This is a genomic window from Kitasatospora sp. NBC_00039 (assembly GCF_045160625.1).
GTDB lineage: Bacteria > Actinomycetota > Actinomycetes > Streptomycetales > Streptomycetaceae > Kitasatospora.
Window position 1 is genome coordinate 259,164 of record NZ_CP108289.1, and the last position, 20,481, is coordinate 279,644.

The 20,481-nt window shown below is 68.3% G+C and carries 15 protein-coding genes and 5 pseudogenes; 11 read left to right on the forward strand and 9 right to left on the reverse strand.

All coding sequences use genetic code 11. From position 1 onward, the window contains the following. Nucleotides 1-73: 73 nt before the first annotated feature. Entirely contained in the window at nt 74-445 is a 372-nt protein-coding gene (locus OG286_RS01535; protein ID WP_396320181.1) for a hypothetical protein, read from the reverse strand. A gap of 188 nt (nt 446-633) precedes the next feature. Between OG286_RS01535 and OG286_RS01540 the strand changes: the two genes are divergently transcribed. Together OG286_RS01540 and OG286_RS01545 are read left to right on the forward strand one after the other, a co-directional pair. After that, nucleotides 634-951 carry a hypothetical protein gene (locus OG286_RS01540; RefSeq protein ID WP_396320182.1) on the forward strand — a complete coding sequence of 106 codons (318 nt, stop codon included), beginning with the start codon at nt 634-636 and terminating at the stop codon, nt 949-951. Nucleotides 952-1,193: 242 nt separating this feature from the next. Continuing rightward, nucleotides 1,194-1,514, forward strand: a complete 321-nt coding sequence (locus OG286_RS01545; protein WP_396320183.1) for a hypothetical protein — start codon at nt 1,194-1,196, stop codon at nt 1,512-1,514. A 235-nt stretch (nt 1,515-1,749) separates the two neighbouring features. On the opposite strand, the pseudogene OG286_RS01550 reads toward OG286_RS01545, so the two are convergent. The 3 genes and pseudogenes from OG286_RS01550 to OG286_RS01560 form a co-directional block, all read right to left on the reverse strand. After that, nucleotides 1,750-1,942, reverse strand: a pseudogene (locus tag OG286_RS01550) (hypothetical protein); the annotation flags it as partial. A gap of 125 nt (nt 1,943-2,067) precedes the next feature. Continuing rightward, nucleotides 2,068-3,843, reverse strand: coding sequence for an LPXTG cell wall anchor domain-containing protein (locus OG286_RS01555; RefSeq protein WP_396320184.1), 1,776 nt, complete (start codon nt 3,841-3,843; stop codon nt 2,068-2,070). 494 nt (nt 3,844-4,337) lie between these two features. Then, a pseudogene (locus OG286_RS01560) lies at nt 4,338-5,621 on the reverse strand (transposase). A gap of 479 nt (nt 5,622-6,100) precedes the next feature. Here OG286_RS01560 and OG286_RS01565 point away from each other — a divergent pair. From OG286_RS01565 to OG286_RS01590, 6 genes and pseudogenes are all read left to right on the forward strand, one after another. Continuing rightward, nucleotides 6,101-7,609, forward strand: a complete 1,509-nt coding sequence (locus OG286_RS01565; protein ID WP_405364632.1) for a non-reducing end alpha-L-arabinofuranosidase family hydrolase — start codon at nt 6,101-6,103, stop codon at nt 7,607-7,609. Nucleotides 7,610-8,414: 805 nt separating this feature from the next. After that, nucleotides 8,415-10,517, forward strand: coding sequence for a ricin-type beta-trefoil lectin domain protein (locus OG286_RS01570; protein ID WP_405364634.1), 2,103 nt, complete (start codon nt 8,415-8,417; stop codon nt 10,515-10,517). A gap of 128 nt (nt 10,518-10,645) precedes the next feature. Next, nucleotides 10,646-11,584, forward strand: a complete 939-nt coding sequence (locus tag OG286_RS01575; protein WP_405363449.1) for an IS5 family transposase — start codon at nt 10,646-10,648, stop codon at nt 11,582-11,584. A gap of 17 nt (nt 11,585-11,601) precedes the next feature. Beyond that, entirely contained in the window at nt 11,602-11,934 is a 333-nt protein-coding gene (locus OG286_RS01580) for a hypothetical protein (RefSeq protein WP_396320188.1), read from the forward strand. A 118-nt stretch (nt 11,935-12,052) separates the two neighbouring features. Then, entirely contained in the window at nt 12,053-12,526 is a 474-nt protein-coding gene (locus OG286_RS01585) for a hypothetical protein (RefSeq protein ID WP_405363445.1), read from the forward strand. 178 nt (nt 12,527-12,704) lie between these two features. After that, nucleotides 12,705-12,917, forward strand: a pseudogene (locus tag OG286_RS01590) (transposase); the annotation flags it as partial. Here the strand turns inward: OG286_RS01590 and OG286_RS01595 are convergent. Both OG286_RS01595 and OG286_RS01600 read right to left on the reverse strand, forming a co-directional pair. Further along, nucleotides 12,896-13,421 (reverse strand): annotated as a pseudogene (locus tag OG286_RS01595) (IS701 family transposase); the annotation flags it as partial. The pseudogenes OG286_RS01590 and OG286_RS01595 overlap by 22 nt on opposite strands. Before the next feature lie 78 nt (nt 13,422-13,499). Beyond that, nucleotides 13,500-14,060, reverse strand: coding sequence for a TetR/AcrR family transcriptional regulator (locus tag OG286_RS01600; protein WP_396320190.1), 561 nt, complete (start codon nt 14,058-14,060; stop codon nt 13,500-13,502). Between the two features lie 83 nt (nt 14,061-14,143). Here OG286_RS01600 and OG286_RS01605 point away from each other — a divergent pair, with 83 nt between their 5' ends. Further along, nucleotides 14,144-14,998, forward strand: a complete 855-nt coding sequence (locus OG286_RS01605; RefSeq protein ID WP_396320191.1) for a patatin-like phospholipase family protein — start codon at nt 14,144-14,146, stop codon at nt 14,996-14,998. A 153-nt stretch (nt 14,999-15,151) separates the two neighbouring features. Here the strand turns inward: OG286_RS01605 and OG286_RS01610 are convergent, their stop codons facing one another. Next, entirely contained in the window at nt 15,152-15,313 is a 162-nt protein-coding gene (locus tag OG286_RS01610) for a hypothetical protein (protein WP_405363442.1), read from the reverse strand. A 41-nt stretch (nt 15,314-15,354) separates the two neighbouring features. On the opposite strand from OG286_RS01610, the pseudogene OG286_RS01615 reads away from it, so the two are divergent. After that, a pseudogene (locus tag OG286_RS01615) lies at nt 15,355-16,558 on the forward strand (IS3 family transposase). A 123-nt stretch (nt 16,559-16,681) separates the two neighbouring features. Beyond that, nucleotides 16,682-18,046 (forward strand): glutamate decarboxylase, encoded by a 1,365-nt coding sequence (locus tag OG286_RS01620; RefSeq protein WP_396320193.1) that lies wholly within the window; start codon nt 16,682-16,684, stop codon nt 18,044-18,046. A 1,146-nt stretch (nt 18,047-19,192) separates the two neighbouring features. Here the strand turns inward: OG286_RS01620 and OG286_RS01625 are convergent. Both OG286_RS01625 and OG286_RS01630 read right to left on the reverse strand, forming a co-directional pair. After that, nucleotides 19,193-19,765 (reverse strand): GNAT family N-acetyltransferase, encoded by a 573-nt coding sequence (locus OG286_RS01625; protein ID WP_396320194.1) that lies wholly within the window; start codon nt 19,763-19,765, stop codon nt 19,193-19,195. Beyond that, a complete protein-coding gene (locus tag OG286_RS01630; protein ID WP_405364637.1) occupies nt 19,731-20,225 on the reverse strand; it encodes a hypothetical protein in 495 nt (164 codons plus the stop codon). Before OG286_RS01630 ends, OG286_RS01625 begins: the two co-directional genes overlap by 35 nt. Nucleotides 20,226-20,481 lie beyond the last annotated feature (256 nt).

Here is a 20,481-nt window from a genome sequence, read left to right on the forward strand (position 1 = left end):
AGCGCCCGTTGCGGCGAGAGCTTTACACCTTGTCACCGCTGACGTGACCGAGCCGGGTACGGAACTGCTCGCTCTACGGCGAATACTGCAACCCTCGAATACCGACAGTCCACCAGTGGTCCAGGAGATCCGGCGCGGCGCGCTCACCCAGCACTTCGGGGCACCAGCCATCGCCTCCACCCTGGCGAAGGGCCGGGCGGACCAGCCACGTGAGCACTGGTGGATCATCGAACCCGTCGCCCAGCACCTCGCTCTGGCCGAACGCCTGTCCTGGCACGAGACGCATATCTTCGCCAGCCTCGTCCCGCCCGCCAGCGATCACAAGCACGACGACGCCAAGGGCTTCATCCCGCGCGAGGACATCGACCACTTCATCGCCACGGTCAACGCCACCGCCGCCCGTACCGGCCTGGAACCCATCCCCGAGGCCCTTGTGCGCCCGCACATGTTCCGCCGCACCATGTCGGTCATCACCTGCATGGAGCCGGATGGGGAGATCGCTACGGCCTGCAGCTCAAGCACGCCGCCCGCCGGGCTCTGGCCAACGTCGTCACCGCCGGCTATGGACAGGCCGACAAGCAGTGGGGGAAGGAGTTCAACACCGAGCTGGAGACCGCCGCCGCCGGACGCCTCGTGGCCATGCTCCGTGCCCGCCGCGGCGGGCAGGCCGTGGCGATCGGGCCCGGTGCCCACCGCCTCCACACCAGCCTCGACAAGATCAACATCCAGCTCGGCCAGGCTGGCCCGGTCCTGTGGGCCACGGCCGCCGACCGGCGCCTGGAGGTGAGCCTGCTGCGGGACGAGTTCGCCGACCTGCACCTGGGCACCATCAACCACTGCTTGTGGAACCGGGCCACCGCCGAGTGCCAGAACGCCCTGCCCGAAGCCCAGCGCGGGAACCAGCCCTCCTCGGAGCCTGCCAACCCGCCCGCTGCCGCAACTCCGTCCTGACCATCAGCCACGCGCCGATCTGGCAGCTGGAGGAGAAGGACCTCACCGACCGTCCGAAAAGCAGGCTCTCCGCCCCACGCCAGCAACTCATTGAGGCCCGACTGGCGGAAGTCCGCACCGTCACCGCCCAGTTCACCCACCTCGCCAAGGAGAGCGCCTGATGTCCGTGTCCGCAGCGACCGAGGAGAAGCTCCGCTCGGCCATGGCCCGGCTGCTGTCCGGACAACCGGTCCGCACCGACGGTGCACTCACCCAAGGAGAACCTCGCCCGCGAAGCCGGCGTCAGCCACGCCACCGTCCATCGCGCCGAAACCGTCCTCGCCGACTGGGACGCCCACGTTGCCAGGCCCGTCCTGCGAACCCCGGGTGAAGTCCGCCGGGATGAGGAGATCGTCCAACTCCGGTGCCAGCTGAGGGAGTCGAAGCAGAACACCTTGCTGCAGGACAAGCTCGACCCCCTGGCCACCGTGACCGCCAACCTCTACCACGAGAACCAGGCCCTGAAGCAGGACCGCACCCGACGCACCCACCAGGTACTCACCGCGATCCCGGCGTCCGGCTGACGAACAGCACGGCGGTCCCTGGACTCGCTGTCCGGAGACCGCCGTGCTGGCTTACCGTACCGGTCCCGGGAAACCGAGGCCGTGCGCGAGCTGGGTCCGCAGGAGCACGGGCCCGGGAGCTTGGCGGGCCCACCTCGGCACAGGCCACAGACGGCTCGGCCCCCTGCTTCCCGAGTGAGGCAGGGGGCCGAGCCTCTCCGCCGTCAGGCGAGCGGCGGAAGCTGTTCGCCCAGGCCTGGCCGGCCTGGAGGTCGATCCCGACGCGGAGCATGGTGCCGATGGCGGCCATGCCGACCTGGACGACCTGGTTGTGGTTCATCGCGAAGTCCTCGCGCGGTAGTTCCACAGCGGGCCCGGAACGCGGCCCGGGGGCGGTCCCACTGGTCGGGACCGGTGCCGACGTAGGCCAGATCCAGGTCAACGACCCGGGCCTTGTTGTTTCCTGACCGCCGACGCCGACGCCGACGCCGACGCCGGCGCGGAAGCCGACGGCCCGGCGCGCACGCCACGAGTGGGTGGCGTTGCTGCCGGGCCGTCAGTCACTCACGCGGTCTCACTTCCCGTGCAGAGCCTTGCGGCGACGTCCGCGAAGCACCAGGACGCTTCCGGCAGCGATGGCCAGCAGGCCACCGAGAGCGCTGTACGTGACGGCGTTGCTCATCCCGGTGGAAGCCAGGCCGCCGGACGTGCTGCTCGGGGTCGGCTGGCCGACGGGTGCGCCTTTCTCCGCCTGCGCACGGGTGCCGGTCGTGCCGGAGGCGGAGACAACCGGCGTGGCGGCGGTCGGCGTGGCGGCGGTCGGCGTGGGGACGGTCGGCGTGGGGACGGTCGGCGTGGCGGCGGTCGGCGTGGGGAGGGGCGACGGCTTGGCAACGCCGGCAGTCCCCGACGCGGGCTTCAGCTGAAGAGTCGTGATCGAGTACGGCGGCAGCGTCTGTGCGACCGCCGTGCCCCGCTCCTCCGTCGTCAGGGCGGTGCCTCCCGTGGCATACGAAACGGTCGTGACCGCCCCTGCGGCCGGGGTGAATCCGACGTACGAGAGCGACACCTCCGCCGCGTTCTGCGGGCTCTTGTTGATCAGCATGACGTTCAGACCGCCGTTGCCGCTCCGCACCGCGTGCACAGCAACCGACGAGTTGCCCGAGGACGACTTGACCATGGTGTCGCCAGGCTGCGCCAGTGCGGTCAGGGAGCGGATGCCCCAGTAGGTGGGGAAGGGCGTGTCGCGCGGCGGTTGGCACTTCCCCCCGGCGCAGGTTCCAGCGGAGAGCACGCCCCCGTCCTGGTAGTCGGTCTCGCCGTTGACGGTGGTGGGTGCTTCGCCCGTGCCGTTGTGCAGGTTCCACCAGTCCACGTGGGTGCCGCCCTGCTCGAACCAGGTCATGTAGGTGTCCGGCGCGAACAGGGCGGCGGCCTGGCTGGTCAAGGCGGGCGAGCCGACGCCGTCGGTCTCGGTGACCGCGATCTCCACCGAAGCGGCGCGCGAGCCCGCGTACTTGGCGATCAGCGAGCGCAGCTCGGACGTGGTACCGGCGATCCGGGAGGGGGTGTTGAGCAGGTCGGCCGTGGTAGTGCCGCCCGGATACCAGTGGACGATGACGAAGTCGATCGAGCTTCCCGCGATGGAGAGCACCGTGTTGTTCCAGTCGGCGCTGTCACCGGGAGCCTTCTCCTTATCCGGCCAGCCGCCGGGGGTGGTGAGCACCGCTCCGATCTTCACCTTCGGGTCCACGGCTTTCATCGCCTTCGCGTAGGCGATCAGGTTGTTCGCGTACGCCGTCGGGCTCTTGTCGGCGTGGTTGTCACGTTCCCAGCCCTTGCCGTCGCCGTAGTGCCCGTTGCCGTAGACCTCGTTGCCGATCTCCCAGTACTTCACGCCGTAGCCCTTGTCGACGTTGGCGTACTTGACCCAGTCGGCGGCTTCCTGGGGGGTGCCGGAACCGTAGTTCGCGGTCAGGATCGGCTGGGCGCCGACCGTCTTCGCGGTGGCCATGAAGTGGTCGAAGTCGGTGTTGGAGGGGATCCAGCCGCTGCCGTCACCGGAGGTGTGGGTCTTCCAGTGGTAGTCGTCCGCGCCGGAGCCGCCGGGATAGCGCAGCTGCCGAACTCCCGCGGCCTTCATCAGCGATGTCACCTGGGCGTCCCCCATGTGCTCGTCGCCGAAGCCCGTGTTGAGGCCGACACCACTGCTGGGCACCGTGCCCAAGGAGGTACCGGCATCCACACTGATGCCGACGGTCGGCGCGGCGCCCGCGCTGGGCGCCAGGGCGCCGACACCGGCCGAGGCGGCGAGCACCGCCACCGCCCCCACGGCAAAACGCCGGAGCATCCGGCTACGGCGGGGCGTGCGACCCCAAGGCATCGGCTGCTCGGCGGATCTCGGGTCGTCTGGTGACACGTGGGGCTCCGATCAGGTGTTGACACAGATGGCGTAGCGCCGCTGACCACGGCTCGCCCGGTCGGTACACCCCTAAGTGGCCACTCAGAGCGGAAAGGTTGCCGTCTCAATCGTTTTTCGCCGAGACGCGGGTCGCACCGTCTCACCGGACCCGGTGACCCCGTGCCCCGGTGCCCCGGTGCCCCGGTGACACGCCCGGGCTCCCTTTCCACCTCGACAGCGCGAACCATCACATGCTTCCGGCCGCACACCGCCCCGCGGTGGCCGAGCGGCTGAAGCCGCACAGGAAGCACAGGAAAAGACACACGGCGGCCGCCGCCACCGCGACGGCCCTGTTCTCATAGCTACCGCCAGGCGGTGTGTAGCGCTGAGGGCTGCGCATCGTCAGCGGCACCCAGCACGCCCCCGGCCCGTTACCTTGATCTTTAACCTTGCGCGGCGAGGTGGGCTTGGAGCGTGGGTTCGCGTTTGACGGTCTTGCCGACGTCGTGGCGGGTGCCGGCCTGCGGTTCTTCGAACCCGGTGGTCGTCCGGGGCCGGGTCGGGAGGGTTTTGGCACACGGGCCGGGGTGGGGGCCTTCGCGCGGATGTTGCGGAACCGCCGCGGACCCGGGTCGGCGTCAACTTCGCTGCGGGTGGTTGGCGTTCCCAGGGGCGGCGCAGTTTGAGCAGGCGAAAGGTGTGCTCGAGATCGAATCTTCGCAGGAAGGTGCGCCAGATCCGGTCCAGGTGCGCGGTGTCGATGCCGGTGGCCGAGGACCACAGCCACAGCGGCTTCGCCTCGCGTTCGCCGGGCAGGTGCTCGACTTGGAGGCGAACCAACGTGCCGTGGGTGATGGGGATTTCGCCTTCGTGGTCGACCCAGGGGCCGCGTTTTTGCAGGCGCTGGTGCATCCGGCCCCAGGCCCTGGCCTCGACCTTGCCGTAGCGGGTGCTCTCGGTGCGAGTGGCGGTATCGAGCTCGTGCCAGGACTCGGGCTTGGCAAAGGTGAACGCGATGCCGTGCAGGCGGGGCCGCCCACCCCTGAGCATGGAGCGCGGCTCGCCCGCGTTGCGGAGCATGACCCGGTCCGAGCGCAGTCGGCCGATGAGCTCGAGGGGCAGGTCGGACAGGAGGTGGGCCAGACGCGTGACGTCGTAGCCGGCGTCCATGACGAGCAGGATGTCCGGGGCGCCGGTGGTCCCGCGCCCGGCCTCGATCAGGCGCCCGATGACCTCGCGCAGCTGGGCGGCGGTCACGGCGGTGACGTCGTCAGCCGGTCCCAGTCGGACCGCGTCCAGCAGACCGGTCCAGGAGGTGCGGCCGGACTCCAGGGCGGCGACGAAGGAGTGGGGCCGGCCGGGATCATCTGGTCAGCACTGCGGCCGCGCCCATAGACATGACAGAACAGACGGTCATCGCTGGTGGGAGCGTCGGGGCGGAGCCAGTTGGAGACGGCCACGACCAGCGCGATGCGCCCGTCGGCGAGCCTGGGGATCGGCAGGACGGCTAGCGCGCGTCGCAGCCGGACCAGCTCGAGCCAGCCCCGGTCCAACGCGGCGTACATCGCGCCGTGCCCGCGCCGGTGCTCGGCCGCCAGCGACAGGTCCACCAGTGTCCTGACCGGCCCGTCCGTGCAAAGCAGCGCGTGGGTGAGCTCGAAGAGCACGTCCGCTCGCTTGTACAGACTCTCGTAGAACTCGACCCGAAAGCGGGACAAGATGCCCAACGCGTCACCTGCGGGCGCGCCGACGGGAAGAATCACGGGCAGCGGCCGTTCTCTCGTGCTTCGTGACTCGACATCTCGAAGCGTGGAGAACGGCCGCCCCTGCTCTCCCGGGAAGAACCGCGGATCAGCAGGTTGGGTGACCTGCGAGGTTAAACAAAAAGGTAACTGCCGCCCGCGCCGAAGAGTGTGAGCGCTCACGTCAGTCCCGTCAACAACTCTGACGGGACGAGAGTCTGATGACGGCTCAGTAACAGCCAGGTTGCCGCACGGTACTTGACGCCCTCTCATGCCCCATGGTTTTCTCCCTGCAACACGCCGGATGTTCGACTTTCAAATTGTTAGCGCTAACAATGCGCCGGAGACCCGGTGCCCCCACCCCGCAGGGGTCACGTCTTGCCGCCGCCTCGGACGTGCCGCGCCCGGTCCGCACACACCGAGAAGGACCGACCCCTGCCCAAGCCGCCCCTAGGAGGGTGCAGATGAACGCTCTCGGTACAGCTCCACGAACCTCGACACGGCGAGGATGGCGGCCGCGGCTGGCCGCCCTGCTCTCGATGGTCTTCGTGGCGAGCTTCCTGGCGATGGTGAACCCGTCGTCGGCCTCGGCGGCCTCGGTCGACACCGGCAAGTGGTACGTGCTGGTGAACCGCAACAGCGGCAAGGCGCTGGACGACTACAACTTCGCCACCGCCGACGGTTCGCCCGTCGTCCAGTGGACCCGGTCCAGCAACGAAGCCCAGCAGTGGCACTTCCTGGACTCCGGCAGCGGCTACTACCGGCTGCAGAACCGTAACTCCGGCAAGGTCCTGGACGACTACAACTGGTCCTCGGCCGACGGCACCGACGTCGTTCAGTGGAGCGACCTCAACGCGACCAACCAGCAGTTCCGCCTCGCCGACTCCGCCGACGGCTACGTCCGCCTCCTGAACCGCCACAGCAGCAAGGCCCTCGAAGTCCAGAACGCCTCCACCACCGACGGCGGCAAGATCGTCCAGTACGCCGACTGGGGTGGCAGCAACCAGCAGTGGCAACTCGTCCCCGTCGCCAACGTCGGCACCGGCACGTGCGCCCTTCCGTCGACCTACCGCTGGACATCGACCGGCCCGCTGGCGCAGCCGAAATCGGGGTGGGCCTCACTCAAGGACTTCACCAGCGTCGTCTACAACGGCAAGCACGTCGTCTATGCCACGACGCACAACACCCTCGCCGGTAACGACGGGCGCTGGGGATTGACGAGCTTCAGCCCCTTCACGAACTGGTCCGACATGGCCACCGCCACCCAGAACACGATTCCCTTCGATGGCATCGCGCCGACGCTGTTCTACTTCGCCCCGAAGAACCTCTGGGTGCTCGCCTACAACGGTGGTTGGCCATACACCTTCTCCTACCGCACCTCGAGCGACCCCACCAACCCCAACGGCTGGTCCGCGCAGCAGGAGCTGTTCACGGGCACCCTCCCGAAGGGGGGCCCCCTCGACGTGACCCTCATCGGCGACGACACGAACATGTACATGTTCTTCGCCGACGATGAGGGCGGCATCTACCGCGCCAGCATGCCCATCGGCAACTTCCCGGGCAGCTTCGGTTCGTCGTTCACGAAGATCATGAGCGACACGCCGCTCAACCTGTTCGAGGCGGTTGAGGTCTACAAGGTCCAGGGCCAGAACCAGTACCTCATGATCGTCGAGGCCCAGAATTACACAGGGAGTGGTCGCCACTTCCGCTCGTTCACGGCCACCAGCCTCGACGGCACGTGGACACCGCAGGCCAACACCCTGAGCAACCCCTTCGCCGGCAAGGCCAACAGCGGCGCCACCTGGACCAACGACATCAGCCACGGCGATCTGGTTCGCACCAACCCCGACCAGACCAAGACCATTGACCCTTGCAACCTGCAATTCCTCTACCAGGGGCGCGACCCCAGCACCGACGGCATGGACTACGGCCTCCTGCCGTACCGGCCGGGCGTGCTGACACTGCAGCGCTAGCCGGTGGCGTGACACAGGTCCGGCTCCGGTGTTCCTGACGTTCGCGGGCAAGGACGTACGCCGAACCGGGTGAGCGTCACAGCGAGCGAGCGATCAGGAACGGGTGGAGTTGGAGCGGCGGGCTCGGTGCAAGGCCGAGCCCGCCCGTGCCCGTGGAGAACCCGGATGGTGGCGGCCTCGTCCTGGTCGACCACGGGACGCGGAACGTGTCAAGCCTGGTGAGTCGATCGGTTTCAGGGTTTGTCGAGTGAGCCGGGGTCGCCGGCGTCCGAGGTGATCACTGGGCGGCGGCGTGGTCGTCCGGCTGGTTGATCCACACGTTGGTGGGAAGGGTGCATGCCGCTGCCGGTGGCCGCGCCGACATCGCCGGCGGACCACCACCGTGCGGGGCGCTGGGCGATGAGGGTGAGCACCGTCTGCGAGTCAGTCAGTTCGACATCGGCGGCCCGCGGCCCGGGGTCTGCACCGGGCCGGGACAGCGGAGTCCCGTTTCACCGGATGCAATCGGCCCGGGCGCGCCGGGTCAAGATTGGGTGGCGGCGGCCCTGCCTCTTGCCCACCGAATTGTGAGCGTTAACAATCTCACGAGAGCGAAACGGCGGCGCAACATCCGGTTCACGTGAACGACCTGGAAGCGTTACTGCCCCCACCCCACCTATGGGACCGGGCTCCGCACGGTCCCGCCGTCACCACGGCGACGTACACCGCACACGGAGACGCGTTCGACCGGCTCGGCAAGCCGTGCACTGCTCGACATCTCGACCGCTCTTCGGTGTCCGGTCGTGTGCCTTCGGAAGGAACCCTCATGCCGCTTCAGCATTTCGCCCCCCGAACAAGACGCCTGGGCCGAGCCGTTCTCGTCCGCACCGCGGTGCTCGCGATGGCTGCCGGTGCTCTCGCCGGCCTCCAGCACCAGCCGGCCACCGCACTGGACCGGACCGAAACGGTCGCGGTGACGTCCAACCAGATCGCCGTACCCCCGGCGCCGATGGGCTGGGCCTCGTGGAACACCTTCGCCGCGAATATCGACTACAACGTGATCAAGGCGCAGGTCGACGCGTTCGTCGCGGCCGGACTGCCGGCCGCCGGGTACAAGTACATCAACCTCGACGAGGGCTGGTGGCAGGGCACCCGCGACAGCCAGGGCAACATCACCACCGACGAGTCCGAGTGGCCCGGCGGTATGAGCGCCATCGCCGACTACATCCACAGCAAGGGCCTCAAGGCGGGCATCTACACCGACGCGGGCAAGGACGGCTGCGGCTACTACTATCCGACGGGCCGCCCGGCCGCGCCCGGCAGCGGCAGCGAGGGTCACTACGAGCAGGACATGCTCCAGTTCACGAAGTGGGGCTTCGACTACGTCAAGGTCGACTGGTGCGGCGGCGAAGTGGAGCAGCTCGACGCCAAGTCCACCTACCAGGCCATCAGCGACGCGGCCGCGAAGGCGGCGGCCACCACGGGCCGCCCGCTGGCCCTGTCGGTCTGCAACTGGGGCAAGCAGAACCCCTGGAACTGGGGCGCCGGCATGGCCGCCCTGTGGCGCACCAACACCGACATCATCTTCCACGGCCAATCGCCGTCGTGGGACAGCATGCTCGCCAACTTCGACACGAACGTGCACCCCTCGGCCCAGCACACCGGCTACTACAACGACCCGGACATGCTCATGGTCGGCCTGGACGGCTTCACCGCCGCCCAGAACCGCAGCCACATGAACTTGTGGGCCATCTCGGGCGCCCCGCTCCTGGCCGGCAACAACGTGGCCACGATGAGCACGCAGACACGTGACATCCTCACCAACCCCGAGGTCATCGCGGTCGACCGGGACCCGCGCGGCCTCCAGGGCGTCAAGGTCGCCGAGGACACCACCGGACTGCAGGTCTACGGCAAGGTCCTGTCCGGAACCGGCAAGCGGGCGGTCACCCTGCTCAACCGCACCTCCAGCGCGCAGAACATGACCGTCCGGTGGTCCGACCTCGGCCTGACCGACGCCTCCGCCACGGTCCGCAACCTCTGGACGCGCTCCAGCGTGGGCAGCTTCGGCACCAGCTACACCGTCTCCGTCCCCGCCAAGGACTCCGTGATGCTCACGGTCACCGGCGGCACCGAGGCGGCGAGCTCCACCTACGAGGCCGAAGCCACCGCCAACACCAAGGGCGGCTCCGCGGCCAGCGCCACCTGCGCCAACTGCTCCGGCGGCACCAAGGTGGGCAACGTCGGCAACGGCGCCGCCAACACTCTCCGCTTCAACAACGTCACGGCCGACGCCACGGGCACCAAGGTCATCGACATCGCCTACACCAACGGCACCAACGCCGCCCGTACGGCCGTCCTCCAGGTCAACGGACAGCAGGCCACCACGGTGTCCTTCCCGCCGACCGGTTCCTGGACCACGCCGGGCACCGTCTCGGTCGAGGCTTCCCTGACCAAGGGCTCGTCGAACACGCTGACGTTCTCCAACTCCTCCGCCTGGACACCGGACTTCGACGACATCGAGGTCCGCCCGCTGCCCGGCGCGAACGGCGCCCAGGTGGTCGGAGCCCAGTCGAACCGCTGCCTCGACATCAACAACTACACCATCATCAACGGCACCGACGCGCAGCTGTGGGGCTGCAGCGGCGGTGAGAACCAGTCGTGGAACAACACCTCCCGCAAGCAGCTCGTGGTCTACGGCAACAAGTGCCTGGACGCCTACAACGGCGGCACGGCCAACGGCACCAGGGTCGTCATCTGGGACTGCAACGGCCAGAGCAACCAGCAGTGGAACGTCAACCCGGACGGCACCATCACCAACGTGGGCGGCGGCCTCTGCCTGGACGCCACCGGCGGGGGGACCACCAACGGCACCAAGCTGGTCCTGTGGACCTGCAACGGCAACAACAGCCAGAAGTGGGCCCTGTCGTAGTACGACACGACAGCGTGAGCAACTGTAAGAGGGTGTTCTGTGAGCGTCGGCGGTTCTCGTAGTGCTTGAAGGCGGGTTGTCCGGTTCCGGGGCTCACAGTCAGCCGGACATGCGGTGCGCTGGTGGGCGTGGGTGGACGCGCTCCGTACCCGAGCGACCTGTCGGATGAAGCCTGGGCGCTGATCCGGCCGGTCATCGCGTCCTGGAAGGGCCGGCACAGTTCGGTCAGTGGCCACGAGGGCGGCTACGACATGCGGGAGATCGTGAACGCGATCCTCTACCAGGCCCGCACCGGCTGCCAGTGGCGCTACCTGCCCCACGACCTGCCACCGAAGAGCGCGGTGTACTACTACTTCGCACTGTGGCGCGACGACGGCACCGCCGAGGCCATCCACGACCTGCTGCGCTGGCAGGTCCGCGAGATGCGCAGACGGCACGAGGACCCCGCCGCCGTGGTCCTGGACTCACAGACCGTACGGGCCTCGACGAACGCACCCAAGGACACCACCGGACTGGACCCCGGCAAGAAGAGCCCTGGTCGCACGCGCGGCATCGCCACCGACGTCCTCGGCCTGATCATCGCCGTGGTGGTGGTCGCCGCCAGCGTGCACGACAACGCCGTCGGCATCGCGCTGCTGGACAAGGCCGCCGCGAGCGCGCCCACCGTGACCAAGGCGTGGGTCGACGCCGGCTTCAAGAACGCCGTCGTCGAGCACGGCGCCCGGCTGAGCATCGACGTCGAGGTCGTCCAGCGCGAGCCCGGCACACGCGGGTTCACGCCCGAACCCAAGCGGTGGGTGGTCGAACAGACCTGGGGCACCCTGATGCTGCACCGCAGGCTCGTGCGCGACTACGAGACGAAGCCCACCAGCTCGGCGGCGGTGATCCACTGGTCCATGACCGACGTCATGCTCCGTCGCCTCACCCACACCTCCACCCCCACCTGGCGCGCCCCGCCCGCATGGTCGCCGACACCCGGAAGGAGCGGGAACACCGATGAGGGAACTCCTGGACAGAATCGAGGCACGGCAGCAGCTGGTCCAGGACACGGTCGAGCAACTGCGTGAGCAGATCACCCTGCTCAGTGAGCAACTCGCCGCCGCCGAGCACCTTGCAACGCCTCCAGGTCACTCGCGAGACCGTGCTGGAGCTGGCGGCCGAGGACGGTGCTCCGCTGCCCGAGCCGCTGCCGCCCGGCTATCGCGAGGTCCTCGCCGCCTTCGAGCAGGCCGGGCGAGGCATGCGGGCCAGGGATGTCTGCCAGGCTCTCGGCATCGGGCTGGAGCAGCGGCACACCGAGGGCACCCGCGCCAAGCTGAAGCAACTGGTGAACCGCGGCATCCTCACCGAACCCGAACCCGGCCTGTTCACCCTGCCCCAGCCGACGTCGGCGGCACCCGACACCAGCTCGAACTGAAACTGATGACCCATCACAGAACACCCTGCTCAAAACACATATCGTTGCCGCAGAACGCTGATCACCACTACGGTCGCCATCGAAGGTTGAGTCGCTAACGCGGAACGGCGGGGGTGCAGTGCTCGATACGTTGGTGACAACTGCGGCCGGGGCTCTCTCCGCCACGATCGGCGTCGTGGTCGGGGGCATCGTCACGCGGCGTGCGCAGGATCGGCAGTGGCTCCGCGACCAACAGTTGGCCGCCTACCAGGAGCTGTTCAGCCACTACGCCAAGTTCACGATGGAGATTGGGCGGGCGCATGCCGACCGTCGAGGCTGGGATCACGACTGGGGAGAGTGGAGTGCGGTCCTGATACGCGTGAGCCTGGTAGCCCCCAACGATGTGGCGACAGCGATTGACGAGTTCGGCCACGCCGTCGATGGCTTCCTGGAGCAAGTAGCGAGGCGGACCGATCCACTGAGGAATCCGTTGAGCCCGGAGGAGTTCCACGCGGCCAAACAAGAACCGGCCCAGGCACAGATACGACTCGTCAACGCCATACGACGGTCGCTGGGCAATGATCGCGGACTGCCCTTCCAAATCGGCGGGTGAACCATGGCCAAGGTGTCCTGCCCGGCTAACGCAAATCTACTGGCCGAAACGGCCATAAGCTCACAGACCGCCCTCTGAGAGGATGTTCTGAGCCGATATGACCGTCTTATGGTCGCCTGATCGTGTGGGTTTGGGCGGTCAGGCCGGTCACGCGGCTTGGACCTGCTGGGCTGTTCGGGTGAGCGACCGCAAGCCCTACAAGAGCGACCTGTCCGATGAGCATTGGGCGCTGATCGAGCCGGTGATCTCGGCGTGGAAGGCCGACCACCCGTCGCCGACGGGACATCATGGCCGTTACGAGATGCGGGAGATCGTCAACGCGATCCTGTACCAGGGCAGGACCGGCTGCCAGTGGGATCACCTCCCGCACGACCTGCCGCCGAAGTCGGCCGTGAGCCGGGTGATCATGCGGGCTGCCAGTTCGGGCTTGGTCGCGAACGCGGTGTCCGGGGAGAGCCCGGCCGCCTGGCAGCGGTCGGGCTGGTCGGTCCACGAGCGCGGGATGTACAGCTCCCGGTCCACCGCGGCATGACCACGCTGACCTGCGTAGACCAGGTAGACGGCGACTTGGGAGTTTTCGATTCTCCCTGCTGTGCCGGTGTACTGGCGCTGGACACCGACCGTATGGCTGTCCTTCTTCACGTCGCCAGTCTCGTCGACCACAAGTACGGCCTGGTCGTCGTGCAGGGGCTCGACCACGTAGTCGCGGACGGCGTCTGCGTCCCACTTGGCCCGGTTCAGCAGGTGCTGCATGCCGTCGGGGGTGGCCTCCCCTGGCCCACTCGGCGATGGTCCAGCAGTTCTTGCGGGGCAGATCCGAGAGCAGGCCGAGCACCAACCGCCTTATCCGACGGCGGGGTTCGACCCGCGTGAGCCGGCCCGCGATCCGGTCCACCAGGGCCGCGAATGCCTCCTGCCTGCGGGCAGGGTCTGCGCTGTGACCTGCGGTCACCGCGTGATCGTTTGCCTTCATTCAAGGCCGGAGGAGTTCGCAGAAGCGGTCCAGGGCAAGGTCAGTGCGGCGGCGGTCCCCGGTGGTCGTGAGATCGAACAGCAGGCCCCGTATGACGGCCATGACCAGCGTGAGAGTAATAGCGTCGTCAGGGCCGGTGGCGATGTCGCGGATCGTGGCACCGAGGGTGTCGAACCAGCCCGTGATCGCCTCGGCCTGGTCCGGGTAGTTCTCGGGGTGAGCCAGGCCGTCGGCGTGCACCTCGAAGATCAGCCGGACGTACGGGGCTCGCTCAGGTGCGCTGATCCAGGCCCAGATGCCGCGCAGGTGTTCCTCCGCAGAGGCTGCCTGCACCGGGAGGTTCTCGGCCAGCCGTGTCGCGCCGCGGCGGCGGGCCTCGGCAAGAACGGCAGATACCAACTCCCGCTTGCTGCCGAAGTCGTAGAGCAGCATCCGCGGGCTGGTATCGAGAGCTGCGGCCAGCGGCCTCAGGCTCAACCCGGCCAGGCCGTATGCCAGTACGTAGTCGGTCGCCCGCGCCAGCGTGGCCTCCCGTCGGGCGGGATCTGGGGGTCGCCCCACGGTGGATCATCCTCTCGGTACTGCGGACCTGAGCGTACGTCAGTATATGATACGACTGTTTCAACAATAGGACGGAGACAGCCATGCACACACTCGACCGGGCACTCGCACTGGGCGCCGGAGGCCCCGTCGGCGCGGCCTGGATGGCCGGACTGGCCTGCGGACTGCGCCGCGGCGGAGTGGATCTCAGCGAGGCCGATCTGATCGTCGGCACGTCGACTGGCGCGATCATCGGCGCAGTACTGGCCACCGGTCAGGACCCCGACCGACTCGCCACCCCCGTACGCCCCGCCGACACCAACAGCACCCCGCCCCAGGTGGACGGGCGCCGGCTGGGCGAGGCGTTCGCCGTGCTCGGCAATGCCGCCTCGAACCCACCGGAGGCCTGGCGCCGAGTGGGCCAGATCGCGCTCGCCGCCGAAACCGGCCCCGAGCAGGCACATATCACCCGGATGCGCGCCATGGCCGGCACAGACCAATGGCCGGACCGGAAGCTGCTCATCACCGCGATGGACGCCGAGACCGGCGAGCAGGAGGTCTTCGACCGCGCGAGTGGCGCACCGCTGCCCTCCGCCGTGGCGGCAAGCACCGCCTTCCCCGGCATCTACCCACCGATCACCATCAACGGCCACCGATACATGGACGGCTCCCTGCGGTCGGCAACCAACGCCGCACTCGCGGCCGGAGCCCGCACGCTCGTCGTGATCGACCCGCAGGCGCACCTGTTTCCCCGCGAGTTGCTCCACCAGGAGCTGGCGGTCGCCGCGGCGCACACCGTGGTGACCATCGAGCCCGATCCGGCATCAATACGCGCATTCGGCTCAGACCTCAACGACCGCACGGCCTGGGAACCGGCCTACCAGGCGGGCCTTCGCCAAGCCACCGATGCCGCAGAGCAGCTCCGCCTCGCCTGGAACACCGGATCCGACACGGACTGAGCGTCCGCCCGATCTCCGGAGTGGTGCTGCCCCGCCCTCGGCTCTGGCCCTATCGACAGCTGATCCGCGACCACCCACCAACCGTCAGCGCAGGCCGTCCGGTCACGATCACGACCCGGAACCTGTCAAAGTGATCAAGGCAGGTGATTCTGCCTAACTTTGGGCCTGCAACTCCTTCGCGGCGGTCTCGTCGTCGGTGGGTCTGTTGATCCAGGCCTGTTCGGGTATCGCGGGCGGCTCGGGGAACTTGCGCACGAAGCGTTCGAGGTGCTGGTTGTAGGCGTCGGTGAGGCGACCCCCGTGGTGTGGACACACCTGACAATGGATCTTGGTGATCCTGGAAGGTGTAGATCCACATGGCACGGCCCTCGAAGTACAGTGCGGAGTTCCGGTCCGACGCGATCGCGTTGTGGCGGGCCTCGGCGGGCAGGCGGACGTTCAAGGACGTTGCGGCCGATCTGAACGTCAACCCCGAGACGCTCCGCACCTGGGTGCGTGACGCCGACAGGTCTCCGGCCGCTGCTGGCGCGTCGCAGGACACCGAGGCCGAGCTGGTCCGGCTGCGCGCGGAGAATGCCCGGCTGGCCAGGGCGGAGAAAGAATGGCAGCTCGAGCGGGAGATCCTGCGCCGGGCAGCGGCGTATTTCGCCCGGGAGATGAAGTGAAGACCGCCGCTTGGGACTTCATCTCCGCCCACGCCGAGAGGTTCGGCATCAAGCGGATATGCCGGGTACTGGAAGTCTCCCGCTCCGGCTACTAGCGGTGGACCGCCGGCGCGGAAGACCGAGCCGCACGGCAGGCCGAGGAGGATGCCCTGGTCGCCGAGATCCGAGAGATCCACGCCGAACACCGCGGGAACTACGGCGCGCTTCGAGTCCATGCCGAACTGCGCGGCTTCGGCCACACGGTCAACCGCAAGCGGGTCGCAAGGCTGATGCGCAAGAACGCCATCGTCGGCCGTCACCTGCGGAAGAAGAAGCGCACCACCATCGCGGACCGTCTCGCCCCGCCGGTCCCGGACCTGGTCCAGCGGGACTTCACCGCTGACGCCCTGGACGAGAAGTGGTGCGGCAACATCACATACGTGCAGGTCGGAGCCGCGTGGCTCTATCTCGCCTGCGTCATTGACATCCGCTCGCGCCGGGTGCTCGGCTACTCGATGGCCCCACACATGCGGGCCGGCCTCGTCATCGACGCGCTCCGGGCCGCGGTCGCGGCCCGCGACGGCGACGTCACCGGGGTGATCTTCCACGGGACCGCGGATCGCAATATACGTCTGCCGCGTTCGCCCAGGTCTGCGACCGGTACGGCATCCGCAGGAGCATGGGCAGGGTCGGCTCGAGCTACGACAACGCCCTGGCCGAGAGTTTCTGGCAGGGCCTGAAGCGAGAAACGATGCACAGGAAGCTGTTCTTGACGATGCAACAGGCGAAGCTGGAGATCTTCCAGTGGCTCACCTACTACAACGCCCGCCGCCGTCACAGCGCGCTGGGCTACCTCTCCCCGATGGAGTTCGAACAGCAGCACCACAGGACAGCTAAACTCCACCTCGCAGCATGAACCTCTGTGTCCACACTCCGGGGGTCACCTCATCTCGGGAGGGTACGCCGTTCGCGTCCACTTTCGAGCCCCGTTCTCAGGTCCTGCCGCGGCACCCGTCCGGGGCGTGGTTGAGTCGTCGGCATGAGCAAAAATGAGGCCGCGGCCCTGTTCGGCAACCGATTCCTGACCGTGCCTGCTCCCTCGGAGACCTTTCCCGAGGAAGGCATGACCGCAACGGACGCCATGAGGCTGGTGGACGCGGACCTCGCGATGGAGGGCGACCCGCAGCGCAACCTCGCGACGTTCGTCACCACCTGGATGGAGCCGGAGGCGCAGCGGGTCATTGCGGAGAACCTTCACCGCAACTTCATCGATCACGCGGAGTACCCGATCTCCGCCGAGATCGAGCAGCGTTGCGTGCGTATGCTCGCCGACCTCTTCCACGCGCCGGGGAAGACTGCCGGGTGCCGGACGCAGGGCTCGTCCGAGGCGATCATGCTCGGTGCGCTGTCGCTGAAGTGGAAGTGGCGGGAGCGCCGCCAGGCGGCCGGCCTGTCGGTCGACCGGCCCAATCTGGTCTTCGGCGGTGACGTCCATGTCGTGTGGGAGAAGTTCTGCCGCTACTTCGACGTCGAGCCGCGGATCGTGCCGCTCGCCGAGGACAAGTACACGATCGGCCCGGAGGATGTGGAGCCGCACCTCGACGAGAACACGATCGGCGTCGTCGCTGTCGTCGGCACCACGTTCACCGGGCACAAGGACGACGTCGTCGGGATCGACAAGCTTCTGCGGGAGATCCGCAAGAAGCGGGACCTCGACATTCCGATCCATGTCGACGGTGCCAGCGGCGGCTTCGTGTGGCCGTTCCTCTACCCCGATTCGAAGTGGGACTTCCGGCTCGAGCAGGTCCGCTCGATCAACGTCTCCGGGCACAAGTACGGTCTGGTCTACCCCGGCATCGGCTGGCTGGTCTTCCGCGAGGAGTCCGACCTGGCCAAGGATCTCGTGTTCTACGAGAACTACCTGGGCAAGACCGACGCGACGTTCACGCTGAACTTCTCGACCGGCGCGTCGATGGTGCTCGCGCAGTACTACAACTTCGTGCGGCTGGGGCGCCAGGGCTACACCTACGTCATGGAGACGATGCAGACGAACGCACGCGCGCTGGCGGACAACCTGCGGAGCAGCGGTCGCTTCGAGGTGATCGGCAGCGATCTGGAGCAGCTTCCGCTGGTCGCCTTCCGCCTCGCGGGCAAGCACTCGTACGACGAGTCGGACATCGCCTGGCAACTCTCGGCCGAGCGCGGCTGGATGGTGCCGGCGTACACGCTCCCGCCCAACGCGCAGCGGGTGAAGATCCTTCGTGCGCTGGTCAAGGAGACCCTGAGCCGTGACCAGATCGATCGCCTGACCCAGGACATCGCCGACGCGTGTGCCACCTTGGAGCGCAAGGGTGCGGCCCATGACGTCGAGCGGGAACAGATCAAGCGCGGCCCCGGCTACTGACGCCGCAGGCGGCTCCTCGGGGCGGGCGGCGAAGTCGTTGCCGTCCGAGGAGCACCGCCACGGCAGCGGCATCGATCGGGCCCGCGCGGACCGGCGTCCGGGTGCGGCTCCCCGACACAAGCAGCGCCGTGAAGATCCGCCGCAGCACCGCCGCCACATGCGTGCCGACGCCCATGGGCCCCGGGAGCGAAAGCACCGGCCAACAAAAACATCGCTCCACTGGATGCCGGTGTCGGCCGGGCCCGGGTGGCCGGTGGGGTGGTGGCCACGAGCAGCTCCGCCGGGGCCGGGCGCTCACCGCCGCACACCCCCGGGCGCGGTCGCCGCGGAACGGGGAGCCTGGCGGGACCGTGGCCGCTCTCTGCTGGGAAGCCCCTCACAGGGAGCCATGGGGGCTGCCGTGCCGGGAATCGGTGGGAGGTCGGGCCGGGATATTGCACTGGACGGGTCACAGGCCGCTGGGATCACGGCGGGTCAGGTCATGGATGCGGGACGTCAGCCTCCGACGGTCCGAAGGCACAGGGGGAGAGAACATGGCGACTTCCCGGTCGGGGCTCAACGTCTTCCGACCCCGGCGTCTGCCCGGCCCACCGCCGCCTACCCGCCGGACGCCGAAGACCCCCCACCGCCCGGGGGCTTCTCCCCGACGGTCGCGCACACCGGGAACGGGCTCACGCACTCCGTCATCCCCGACACCGTCAACGCCCTCGCGCCCGGCGCCACCAGGACCACCGGCGCACCCTGCTCGGCAGCGGCCGACCTCTCCACAACGCTGATTCCGGATCTCTCAGGGCTGGATCTCCCCCTGGCGTCGTGGGCTCCACCATGGAACAGGGACTGGGCCCGCGAATTCCGGCGCGATCCCACGAGGGGGGCGCACCCCTACGGGTGCGACCACCCTCCACCATTTCGCACCCGACGGGCCTGCCCTTCCCGTCCCAGGGGATCCCGGCGCTCCACACCGAGCACCCGCAGCAGCTGCCGGCGTACACCCGAATGTTGCTCGGGCACGTACATGGCTACGTACCCGCCCTTCTCTCGCCTCAGGCTGTTGGGACGCGAGCCCTCGCCCGCTCGTGCAGGTCGGGCTCGTGGACGATCCGCCACCGTCAGCTGCCTCGGCTCTGGAGCTCCTGCCTGTGTCCGTCAACAGGCCTCTGCGGCCGGCTTGTCCGCCTGTTGCCGGGTCAGTCGCCAGACCTGATCCTCGCCGGTCTCGGCCGGGGCGAGGCGCTCGGCGGGGCGACGAAGGCGTTCGGTGAAGCCGAGTCGGGCCGGGACAGCACCGCTGGCGCGGTTGGCCGGATCATGGACGACCTCGACGTAGTCGACGCCGGGGAGGCGGAAGGCCTGGTCGACCAGGGCGCGCGCGGCCCGGGTGGCCACGCCGCGGCCGGTGGCTGCCGGGTGCAGCCAGTAGCCGATCTCGCGGCCGTTGCCCGGGCAGTCGTCACGTTGGAACAGCTGACAGGCACCGACGATGGCTTTGCTCAGCACGATCGCGTAGGTGAATTCCCGGCCGCTCTCCCAAGCCTCCTGGCGGCGGGCCAGGAAATCTGCGGTCTTCGCCAGGCTGTGCTCGGCAACCCACGGCATCCACGGGCGCAGGTGCTCCAGCGACTCCTCGATGACCTCGAACAACTCCGGAAGGTCCGCCTCGCAGTCGAAGCGGCGGAGTGTCACATCACCCAGTGCCATCACTTGCTGTGGAGAGTCCATATACGGAGGATCGCCCCCGATCGCCGTCAGTGGCAACGGGGTTTCGAACTCCGAGGCCCAACGGCAAGGCATCGTCGAAAGTCACCCGATCCAACGACCCGGAAGCCGGCACGCTCACCGAGAAGGCGTACGGGTGGTTCTTCGTGATCTCGATGTTGCCCGATGCGGCCAGGGTGCCGACGGGCACGGTGGACACTTCCGCAGCCGAGATCTCCTCCCCCTGCGAGCCCGAGGCCAGAACGGACAGACGAAGCGGTGTGGAGAGCAGCAGCGGCCCGCAATCCGGCGAACCCGGGGCAATCGAGGCTGTGATGGAAAGGGTTCCATCACGGAGGCCGATGCCGAGAAACGCCACTAACATCTCGTACCCCACCCGGCCGATCAGCCTCCTCGTCACCGAGAACAGCACACCACCGGGCCCGGCCACGCGATCCGCTCGATCGCCCTGACCGACGGCCACTCCTGCACCCGCCACGTGGGCAACGGCGAACAGCTCGAACTCGCAGTCCCCGCAGACCCGGCGACTGCAGCAGCCGACATCTCTTGTGGGCAACGCGGGTCTCAGCCGAGGGCCGCCTCTGCGATCCGGCTCCAGCCGGGACGCGGTTCGCCCACCGGGTGTGTGAGGGTCGGCAGGCGGCCTTCGAGGAACAGGTCGAGCCGGCGCCCCGGCTCGGCGGCCAGGCGCCTGCACTGGGCCCGGAGGTCCACGGGGA